This is a genomic window from Ochrobactrum sp. CGA5 (genome assembly GCF_006345815.1).
Classification (GTDB): domain Bacteria; phylum Pseudomonadota; class Alphaproteobacteria; order Rhizobiales; family Rhizobiaceae; genus Brucella.
Window position 1 is genome coordinate 126,795 of the sequence record NZ_VCIG01000009.1, and the last position, 10,384, is coordinate 137,178.

Genomic DNA, 10,384 nt, shown 5'->3' on the forward strand with positions numbered 1-10,384 from the left:
GTCGACGGCGCAATGAGAAAGGGTGGGAGGCTGGCACGATGACCCGTGCCGTGGCTCGTTAGGGCTGCTTCCTTCCGGACCTGACCCGGTTGGCGAGTGGCTCGTCCACCACCAACCTCCCACGCTGCATATCGGCAATTGTGAAGCAAAAAGCAAGGAGGGCTCGATGCAAAAAGCAAGCACAGACCGAAAAAAGCTGGTAAGAATTGGACTATGGAACAATTCGCGCTCGATAAACGGCTTCATGCCGACACTTTTTCCGTCGCCAAGCTCGGCCTGTGCGAGCTTCGGATGATGAATGACCGGCGTTGGCCATGGCTGATCCTGGTTCCGCGCCGTCCCGATCTTGCTGAAATTCACGAGATGACTCCGTTGGACCAGACCATGCTGACTTTCGAGACGGGCATTGTTGCGCAGGCCCTCAAGACTGTGACGGGTTGTGAGAAGATCAATACGGGCGCGCTCGGCAATATCGTTCGGCAGCTACATTTCCACGTCATCGCCCGCAACGAGGGCGATGCTGGCTGGCCCGGCCCTGTCTGGGGCTTTGGCACCCGCGAGACCTATGATGAAAAAGACGCCAAGCAGTTGATCGCCAAGATTCGCACAGCGCTTTAGTTTGTTTTCACGTCCATCTTTTCCGAAAACCGTTTCACACTTTTCGGGATGCGCTTTGATCTCCCAACAATTCCGAGATAGACATGACATTCCGTCTCTATGACCTGCCGGAAATCGAACCGAGCCGATCTGTCGGATTTTCCGGTAACCGGATCGACCGCCAATCCGAAAAGCGACGGGATGATTCTGCCTTCATGGCGCTGGAACTTCCTGAAACGCGAATCATGCTGCTTGGCGGCAACAGGCTGCTCCTCGACTATACCGATGAAAAAGCGCCCCGCGCTTTATTCCGCCTCGGCGAGGCGAAGGATTTTGCGCCCGATCTGCACGAACCGATTTTTCTCGGTCTTCAGGACGGTGTGCCGCTTGTCGCGCTGACGACACCGCTCGAACCTGAAACGGTGGAAGCGCCTTTTCGGATGCAGGACTATCGCAGCATCTATACCGAAGGGCTGGTATCCGCCGACCTGCTGGGCGCGCTGGCGCAAGCCGCAGCATTGACTGCATGGCATGCCAATCACGGGTTCTGCGGGCGTTGCGGCACGAAAGCCGAAATGCGAGCCGGTGGTGCCAAGCGGCAATGCCCGAACTGCGGAGCGGAGCATTTTCCGCGCACCGATCCGGTGGCGATCATGCTGCCGGTGCGCGGTGAGAAATGCATTCTGGCACGTGGACCGCATTTTGCGCCCGGCTCCTACTCCTGCCTTGCGGGTTTTATCGAACACGGCGAAACAATCGAGGCGGCCGTCCGCCGCGAAAGTGTCGAGGAAATGGGTCTCGCCATCGGCCGTGTCGCCTATCATGCGAGCCAGCCCTGGCCGTTTCCCTATTCGCTGATGATCGGCTGTCATGCCGAGGTTCTGAGCGACGACTTCACTATCGACCGCTCGGAACTCGAAGACGGTCGCTGGTTCTCGAAGGCCGAAGTGCGGACAATGCTGGAAGGTACACATCAAAATGGGTTGCGGGTGCCACCATCCGGCGCCATCGCAACCCATCTGATAAAGGCCTGGGCTGTCGGTTAGACAGTTATTCTGCTGCGAGCAGATGTGTATCGCGGATATCGCTGCCTTTGTAGACGCCGAGAATGCGCACTTCCTTGGTGAAGAAGCGTAGTTCTTCCAGTGCAAGCTTGAGATTAGTGTCTTCCGGGTGTCCTTCGACATCGGCATAGAACTGCGTGGCGATGAAACGCCCGCCGATCTGATAGCTCTCCAGCTTGGTCATGTTGATGCCATTGGTGGCAAAACCGCCCAGCGCCTTGTAGAGCGCAGCCGGAACGTTGCGCACGCGGAAGACAAAAGTCGTCACGATGCGTTCGCCGTTTTCGGGACGCGGTGCCCACTGCTTGTTCTTGGACAGAACAACAAAGCGGGTCACATTATCTTCCGAATCCTCGACATTTTCTTCCAGAATATCGAGACCATAGAGATCAGCGGCAAGGCTCGGCGCCAATGCCGCCATGGAGCGATCCTTCATATCGGCGACGAGACGGGCTGCTCCCGCCGTATCACCTGCAATGACGCCTTTCCAGCCGTTCTGGCGGATGACGTTGCGGCACTGGCCAAGCGCATGGACATGGCTGTGCACCGTCTTGATTTCCTCGCGCTTGACACCCGGAAGCACCATCAACTGGAAATGAATGGGCAGGAAATATTCGCCAATGATGTGCATGTCAGCAAGCGGCAGCAAATAATGAATATCGGCGACGCGACCGGCCAGCGTGTTCTCGATCGGGATCATGGCGAGATCGGCAGCGCCGGTTTCAACCGCGTTGAAGGCATCCTCGAAAGTCGGGCACGGCAAAGGCTCCATATCGGGAAACATGTTGCGGCACGCCGTGTCAGAATTTGCGCCCGCCTCACCCTGAAAGGAAATCCTGTTGGTTTTCATCGTGTCCATGCTTTCTAATTGCCGCTTAACAGCGATCGTCAGATACCCTTTGCGACAAGAAGGCGCGCGCGGTCAAGATCGGCCTGCGTGTCGACGCCGAGCGGCACCGTCTTCACCAGCTCCACATCGATGCGCATTCCGGCTTCCAAAGCCCGCAACTGTTCGAGCTTTTCGCGCTTCTCCAGCGGCGACGGTCCAAGCTTCACGAAGCGTTCCAGTGCTAAGCGGCGATAAGCGTAAAGGCCGATATGGTGATAGAGCGGGCCTTCGCCATAGGGCGCGGTTGCGCGGGTGAAATAAAGTGCGCGCAGGCGGCTGTTACCGGCAAACGGGGAGCCGACAATCTTCACCACACTCGGATTGGTCTTCTCCGATTCTTCCTCGATTTCGACGCCGAGCGTCGCAATATCGGCAGGTCCGTCTTCAAGTGGCAGAAGCGCGCGACGGATGATTTCAGAATCGATGGCCGGCAGGTCACCTTGAACATTCACGACGGCATCGAACTCGCCCGCCGGATCAACCTTCATAAGCGCTTCATAGATGCGGTCAGAGCCGGATTCATGATCCTCGCGTGTCATGATGGCTTCGTGACCATGCGCTGTGACGACTGCAAAAATCTCTTCGCTGTCGGTTGCGACCACGGTCCGGCCCAGCTTTGCAGCGGCTGCGCGATCAGCCACATGGACGATCATCGGCTTGCCGCAAATGTCGGCGAGCGGCTTGTTCGGCAGCCGCGTGGAGGCCATGCGCGCCGGAATAAGAGTGAGTGTCTTTAATGTCTGAAGCATCATCGCCTCTTGAGATAAATAGGTCGCGAACGTCTTGTATCGCGCTTTGCCGACGCTGGAAATGCATCAAAAGTGTCAAAAAGTCACGGGTCCAGCCCCCCTTATAAGTGTTGCATCGCCCTGGCAAAAGACCTAGTTTCCGCCCGATGCCGGGGAGAGAATTGTGACCTTTATTAAAGGCTTGCATGCCGGCTAGGAGAGCGTTCTCGGGGAGAGCGTTTTGGTAGAGGGAGCGCTGACCGGCGATGAATTCAACCCGGACTAACAAGTTTATCATGGCTTTTCTGGCGACGGTTTTCGTTGTCATGACGACGGGCATTCTGTCCGATTCGCTGTTTCACTCGCCTGCGCCCGAAAAGCCGGGCTTTATCATCGAAGCGGCAGAGGCTTCGACCGGTGAAGGGGGAGCCGCACCGGCCAAGGAAGAAGTTTCCATTGCAACGTTGCTGCAGACTGCCGATCCGGCACGCGGTCAAACCGTCTTCAAGCGTTGCGCTGCATGCCATACCGGTGAAAAGGGTGGCGCCAACAAGGTCGGACCGCATCTGTGGGATGTTGTGAATCGTCCGGCTGCCTCCGTTGAAGGTTTCGGCTATTCGGCCGCCATGAAGGAATTCGGTGCTGCGGGCAACAAATGGGACTTCGAACATCTCAACAAATTCCTGACCTCGCCGAAGGGCTTCATCAAAGGCACAGCCATGGGCTTTGCCGGCGACAAGAAGGACAATGAACGCGCTGATCTGATCGCTTATCTGCGTACACTTTCCGACAATCCGGCTCCGCTGCCAACCGCTGATGCAGCACCTGCCGCTGGCGGCGATGCAAAGCCAGCCGAAGGTGAAAAGCCTGTGGAAGGCGCACCGGCAAACGGCGAGCAGAAACCTGCGGAACAGGCACCAGCCAATTAAGCCAACAAGACAGAATGACGATCAAAGCCCGGCTCGCCGGGCTTTTTTCTTGACCACATCAAATTTCTTGCCCTGGTGCCTTTCTTCCTCCGCAAAAAACCATAAGACTTCATCCCACTATATCCGAAACATGAACGGAGAGGCTGGATGAGAGCTTTTTGGGCGGGTGCGCTTGCGGTGGCCATGCTTGCGAGCACGGTTTCAATGGGACGCGCGAATGACGCGGAACCCCAGTGGCGATATTCCTCCAGCCTGCTTGGCGAACCCAAATATCCAGCCGATTTCAAACACTATGACTATGTCAACCCGGATGCGCCCAGAGGCGGCACGCTGAACATGGTCGCCGTCGGCACTTTTGATAGTCTCAACCCGTTCGTGGTGCAGGGAGTTCCTGCCGCTGGCCTGTCCGATTTCGGTGGCGGACTGCTCTACGACACACTGATGACGGATTCGCTCGATCAGGGCTCGACGCAATACCCGCTGATCGCCGAAGCCCTGCAATATCCCGACGATTTCTCCTGGGTGAAATTCAAGCTCAATCCCAAAGCGAAATGGCATGATGGCCAACCGATCACCGTCGATGACGTGATCTGGTCGTTCGATGTGCTGAAGAAACAGTCTCCCATGTACAACAAATATTATGGCGACGTAGAGAAAGCGGAAAAGACCGGCGAACATGAGGTGAAATTCACCTTCAGCCAAAAGGGCAACCGCGAACTTCCGCAGATTCTGGGACAGCTTGCCGTTCTGCCCAAGCACTGGTGGGAGGGCAAGGATGCGCAGGGCAAGCAGCGCGACATTACCCGCCCGACGCTCGAAATCCCGCTCGGCTCTGCAGCCTACAAGATCGACAGCATGACGCCTGGACGCTCCATTACCTGGGCACGCGTCGACGACTATTGGGGCAAGGATTTGGGCGTCAATGTCGGGCGAAATAATTTCGACCGCCTGCGTTATGAGTATTACTTCAACGAAGATGCAACTTGGGAAGCCTTCAAGAAAGGCGGCCAATATGATTACCGTCTGGAGAATCGCGCTCAACGCTGGGCAGAACAGTATAATTTCCCGGCTGTCCAGCGTGGCGACGTTGTGAAGACCTCTTTCCCGTACCATGCAGCAGGACGTATGCAGGGCTATTTCCTGAATACCCGCCGCGACAAGTTCAAAGACCCGAAGGTACGGCAGGCGCTGACTTATGCCTTCGACTTCGAATCGATGAACCGCCTGCTGTTCTTCAACCAGTACAAGCGCATCAACAGCTATTTCGCAGGCAATGAACTTGAACTGAGTGGTCCCCCAACGCCCAAAGAACAGGCCATTCTGGAAACGGTAAAGGAAGCACTTCCTGCCGACGCCCTGACCAAGGAATTCAAGCTGCCTGTCTATGACACGCCGCAGGCCACCCGCGAAAACCTGCGCACCGCGCTGAAACTCTTATCGGAAGCAGGCTGGACATTGCAGGGCAACAAGCTTGTTGATGCCAAGGGCAATCCGTTCACCATTGAGTTTCTCGGCAAGGACCCGACGGATGAGCGCATTTACAATCCATTCGCCGCAAGCCTGCGCAAAATAGGCATCAATGCGACCGTGCGTATCGTCGACACGGCGCAATATCAGGCTCGCGTCAACGATTTCGATTATGATGTGGTAACCTCCGTCATCCCGCAGAGCAGTTCGCCCGGCAATGAGCAGCGCGACATGTGGGGCTCGAAGGCTGCCGACTTCAAAGGCAGTCGTAACTATGCCGGCATCAAGAACCCGGCTATCGACAAGCTGATTGATCACGTCATCTATGCCAAAGATCGCGACGAACTCGTCGCTTCGACCCACGCACTCGACCGGGCGCTCTTGTGGAACTACTACGTCATCCCGCAATGGTACTCCGACCACATCAATGTGGCTTACTGGAATAAATTCGGAATGCCTGAAAAGCAGCCGGATTACAGCGGCATTGATCCGTTCTCCTGGTGGATAGATCCTGAAAAGGAAGCCAAGCTCAAGACCGGCAGTGAATGAGGGGCGAGCGAGAATGACAATCCTTCGCATGAACCGCCGCCATTTTCTGGGGCTTTCAGGAAGTGCCGCCGTTGCATCCTTTCTGCCGACAAGGGCCGTTGCCGATATACCGACCGGCAAGGCACTGCATGGGCTTTCAGCTTTCGGTGACCTCAAGTATGGTCCCGATTTTCCGCATTTCGACTATGCCAACCCCGAAGCGCCGAAGGGCGGCACATTCAATTTCGCACCGTCGAGCTGGGTCTGGAACCAGAACACCAACACGTTCAACACGCTCAACACCTTCACATTCAAGGGCGACGCGCCACCGCGCATGGAACTGACCTTCGATACGCTGATGGCGTCCGCGCTGGACGAGCCGGATTCCGTCTACGGACTGATCGCAGAGAATGCGACGCTTTCAAAAGACCACCGCAGTTGCACGTTCAAGCTTCGCAAGGAGGCGCGTTTTCATGACGGTTCGCCGATCGAAGCGAAAGACGTGCTGTTCACCTATATGACCATCAAGCAAAAAGGCCATCCAACGCTGCGCCAGTCCCTGGCTGGAGTGGAAAAGGTGGAGGCAACCGGCAAGCACGAGGTGCGTATGCGTTTCGCCGAGGGGCGTGGGTCGAACGCCATCCTCGATGCCGTAACCGTGCCCATCCTGTCGGAAAGCTGGTTCAAGGATCGCGATTTCGAGGCCACCACCATGGAGCCGGTTCTGGGTTCCGGTGCCTACAAGGTCGGAAATTTCGCCGCCGGGCAATTCATCGAATATCAACGTGTCGAGGATTATTGGGCGAAAGACCTGCCGGTGCAGAAGGGTTTCAACCATTTTGACCGCATTCGCATCGAGTTTTTCCGCGACCGACAGCCACAATTTGAAGCCTTCAAGAAAGGCAGTATCGATTACCGCGAAGAGAGCGTCTCCAAAAACTGGGCGACTGCTTATGATTTTCCCGCCATCCAACAGGGAAAGGTCGTCAAGCGCACCTTTCCGAAAGAGAAGCGCCCGCTCATGCAAGCCTGGGCGCTGAACCAGCGCCGCGACCGGTTCCGCGATCCACGCGTGCGGGAGGCGATCGCGCTCTGCTTCGACTTCGAATGGACCAACGAGCATCTTTTCTACAATGTCTATGCCCGCTCGCAATCCTGCTTCAACGGTTCGGATTTTCAGGCAAGCGGCCTGCCGACGCCCGACGAGATGAAGGTGCTTGAACGCTATCGCGGCAAACTGCCGGACGCAGTTTTCGGCGAGGCCGTGCTGATGCCGGTTTCCGACGGAACGGGACGCGACCGCGCGCAGTTTGCCCAAGCCATCAAACTTTTGGAGGCTGCCGGTTTCGAGCGCAGGAATGGTCAGTTCCACGACAAGGACGGGTCGAAATTCGCGCTGGAGATACTCTCTAATTCCGAATCCTTCACCCGGGTCTACAATCCTTATGTGCAGAAGCTGCGCGCCATCGGCATCGATGCCAGCCTGCGGCTTGTCGATGCAAGCCAGTATCAGGCACGAATGCAGGATTTCCAGTTCGACATGGTGGGGATGGCCCTGCAGTTCATCCCCACACCCACACGCGAATCGCTTGCCGGCATGTTCGGCTCCGAATCGGCCAAGATGCCGGGCAGCTATAATCTTCCCGGCACAGAAGATCCGTTGATCGATTCGCTGATTGCGGATATCGGCACGGTTTCAACGCGCGATGAACTCGTCGCCACAATGCGGGTGCTTGATCGGTACTTGCGTATCCGTCGCGACTGGATTCCAAATTGGACGACAGCGAATCATCTCACGGCCTATTGGGACCGGTTCGGTTTCAGAGAGCCGAAGCCCGATTACGGCTTTCCCATCGAGACGCTGTGGTGGATAGATAAAGAAAAGGCAGAAGCTGTTGGCAAGCCATAAGACAAACCTGAATCTGCGTAGAAAGCAGGGCTGATGGGCGCATATATTCTCCGCCGTCTGCTTCTGATGATCCCGACGATTTTCGGCATCATGGCTATTTCCTTCGCTGTGGTTCAGTTCGCCCCCGGTGGTCCGGTAGAGCGCGTGATTGCGCAACTTTCCGGCCAGGGCGGCGACGCTCTTGATCGCCTTTCGGGCGGTGGTGGCGATTTCGGGCAGAGTGCCGTCGATAGCGGCTCTGTCAATTCCAAGTATCGCGGCGCGCAAGGGCTGGACCCGCAATTCATCGCCGATCTGGAAAAGCAGTTCGGCTTCGACAAGCCGCCGCTCGAACGTTTCGGCCAGATGCTGTGGAACTATATGCGCTTCGATTTCGGCCGCAGCTATTTTCGCGACATAAGCGTAATCGACCTCATCAAGGAAAAGATGCCGGTTTCGATCTCGCTCGGCCTGTGGCTGACTTTTCTGTCCTACATGATCTCAATTCCGCTTGGCATTCGCAAGGCGATCAAGGACGGTTCGCGCTTCGACACCTGGACCAGCGCCGTCATCATCGTAGGTTACGCCATTCCAAGCTTCCTGTTCGCTATTCTGCTGATCGTGCTGTTTGCAGGCGGCTCGTTCTTCGACTGGTTCCCGCTGCGCGGCCTTACCTCACCCGATTTCGCGCAAATGTCGTTCTGGGGCAAGATCGGCGACTATCTGTGGCATATGGTTCTGCCGGTGACCGCACTCGTGCTTTCCGCCTTCGCCACCACCACGCTTCTCACCAAGAATTCGTTTCTGGAAGAAATCCGCAAGCAATACGTGACTACAGCCCGCGCCAAGGGACTGACCGAGAATCAGGTTCTGTATCGTCACGTCTTCCGCAATGCGATGCTGATCGTGATTGCTGGTTTTCCAGGCGCTTTCATATCGGCCTTCTTCACCGGTTCGCTTCTGATCGAGACCATCTTCTCACTCGACGGGCTTGGCCTCCTCGGTTACCAGTCGGTCATCAACCGCGATTATCCCGTGGTCTTCGCCAATCTTTTCATATTCTCGCTGATCGGCCTTCTGGTCGGGCTTCTGTCCGATCTCACCTATACTTGGATCGATCCGCGCATCGACTTTGACCGGAGGGACGTGTGATGACCGACACCACCATCACTCCTACCGCAAAGCCGGTAAAACGTCCGTTTCTGTCGCCACTCAACAAGCGTCGCTGGCAGAATTTCAAGGCCAACAAGCGCGGTTACTGGTCGCTGTGGATATTCCTGTTCCTGCTCATTGCAGCGCTTTGCTCCGAGTTCATCGCGAATGACCGGCCCATCCTCGTTTCCTACAAGGGCGAGCTGCTGATGCCGGTTTTCGTCGACTATCCGGAAGAGAAATTCGGCGGCTTTTATGCCGTCACCGATTATCGCGATCCGGTAATACAGGACGAGATCAACAATAATGGCTGGGCTATCTGGCCGCCGATCCGCTATTCCTACAACACTGTGAACAACGAGATACCGGAAGCAGCGCCGTCGAAGCCGTTCTGGCTCTATTCGGCAGAAGAGCGCTGCCAGCGCTATCCGCAAGGTGCGAGCGACCCCAATTGCCGCTTTGGCAATTTCAATCTGCTCGGCACCGACGATCAGGCGCGCGACGTTTTTGCACGCGCACTCTACGGCTTTCGCATTTCGGTGCTGTTCGGCCTGATTCTAACCTTTTTCTCGGCGATCATCGGTGTGACGGCTGGCGCGGTTCAGGGCTATTTCGGCGGCTGGGTCGATCTTCTGTTCCAGCGCTTCATCGAAATCTGGTCATCAATCCCGGTTCTCTACCTGCTGCTGATTATCGCGGCGATACTGCCCCCCGGTTTCTGGGTGCTTCTAGGCATAATGTTGTTGTTTTCTTGGGTGGCTTTCGTCGGCGTCGTGCGCGCGGAATTTCTGCGGGCGCGAAACTTCGAATATGTAAATGCGGCACGTGCGCTCGGCGTGAAGAACGTCACGATCATGTGGCGTCATCTCCTCCCCAATGCCATGGTCGCGACACTGACCTTCCTACCTTTCATTCTGAACGGCTCGATCACCACGCTCACCTCGCTCGACTTCCTCGGTTTCGGCCTGCCGCCCGGCTCGGCTTCCCTCGGCGAACTTCTTGCCCAGGGCAAGAACAACCTGCAAGCCCCGTGGCTCGGCATTACCGGCTTCGTGGTCATCTCGCTGATGCTGTCGCTTCTGATCTTCATCGGTGAGGCAACACGCGACGCCTTCGATCCGCGAAAGGCTTTCCAATGAGTG

9 protein-coding genes and 1 other RNA gene are annotated in these 10,384 nt (G+C 56.5%); 7 read left to right on the plus strand and 3 right to left on the minus strand.

The window, feature by feature from the left end:
* Window positions 1-22 precede the first annotated feature (22 nt).
* Window positions 23-120: signal recognition particle sRNA small type (ffs, locus tag FJQ48_RS10220), an RNA gene on the minus strand.
* 93 nt (window positions 121-213) lie between these two features.
* On the opposite strand from ffs, the gene FJQ48_RS10225 reads away from it, so the two are divergent.
* Window positions 214-618 carry an HIT family protein gene (locus FJQ48_RS10225; protein ID WP_139975017.1) on the plus strand — a complete coding sequence of 135 codons (405 nt, stop codon included), beginning with the start codon at window positions 214-216 and terminating at the stop codon, window positions 616-618.
* Between the two features lie 83 nt (window positions 619-701).
* Window positions 702-1,643, plus strand: a complete 942-nt coding sequence (gene nudC, locus FJQ48_RS10230) for an NAD(+) diphosphatase (protein ID WP_139975018.1) — start codon at window positions 702-704, stop codon at window positions 1,641-1,643.
* A gap of 4 nt (window positions 1,644-1,647) precedes the next feature.
* On the opposite strand, the gene FJQ48_RS10235 is transcribed toward nudC, so the two are convergent.
* Both FJQ48_RS10235 and FJQ48_RS10240 read right to left on the minus strand, forming a co-directional pair.
* Window positions 1,648-2,511, minus strand: a complete 864-nt coding sequence (locus FJQ48_RS10235) for a prephenate dehydratase (protein WP_139975105.1) — start codon at window positions 2,509-2,511, stop codon at window positions 1,648-1,650.
* A 38-nt stretch (window positions 2,512-2,549) separates the two neighbouring features.
* On the minus strand, window positions 2,550-3,299 hold the full coding sequence (locus FJQ48_RS10240) for a 3-deoxy-manno-octulosonate cytidylyltransferase (RefSeq protein WP_139975019.1): 750 nt from the start codon (window positions 3,297-3,299) through the stop codon (window positions 2,550-2,552).
* A 245-nt stretch (window positions 3,300-3,544) separates the two neighbouring features.
* Here FJQ48_RS10240 and FJQ48_RS10245 point away from each other — a divergent pair, with 245 nt between their 5' ends.
* The 5 genes from FJQ48_RS10245 (at window position 3,545) to FJQ48_RS10265 (ending at window position 10,381) form a co-directional block, all read left to right on the plus strand.
* Window positions 3,545-4,207 carry a cytochrome c family protein gene (locus FJQ48_RS10245; RefSeq protein WP_139975020.1) on the plus strand — a complete coding sequence of 221 codons (663 nt, stop codon included), beginning with the start codon at window positions 3,545-3,547 and terminating at the stop codon, window positions 4,205-4,207.
* 147 nt (window positions 4,208-4,354) lie between these two features.
* Entirely contained in the window at window positions 4,355-6,223 is a 1,869-nt protein-coding gene (locus tag FJQ48_RS10250; RefSeq protein WP_139975021.1) for an extracellular solute-binding protein, read from the plus strand.
* A gap of 13 nt (window positions 6,224-6,236) precedes the next feature.
* Window positions 6,237-8,111 carry an extracellular solute-binding protein gene (locus tag FJQ48_RS10255; RefSeq protein ID WP_139975022.1) on the plus strand — a complete coding sequence of 625 codons (1,875 nt, stop codon included), beginning with the start codon at window positions 6,237-6,239 and terminating at the stop codon, window positions 8,109-8,111.
* A gap of 33 nt (window positions 8,112-8,144) precedes the next feature.
* Entirely contained in the window at window positions 8,145-9,242 is a 1,098-nt protein-coding gene (locus tag FJQ48_RS10260) for a microcin C ABC transporter permease YejB (RefSeq protein WP_139975023.1), read from the plus strand.
* Complete coding sequence (locus tag FJQ48_RS10265; protein ID WP_139975024.1) at window positions 9,242-10,381, plus strand: ABC transporter permease; 1,140 nt, start codon at window positions 9,242-9,244, stop codon at window positions 10,379-10,381. The genes FJQ48_RS10260 and FJQ48_RS10265 overlap by 1 nt, the downstream gene beginning before the upstream one ends.
* The last annotated feature ends 3 nt before the right edge of the window (window positions 10,382-10,384 follow it).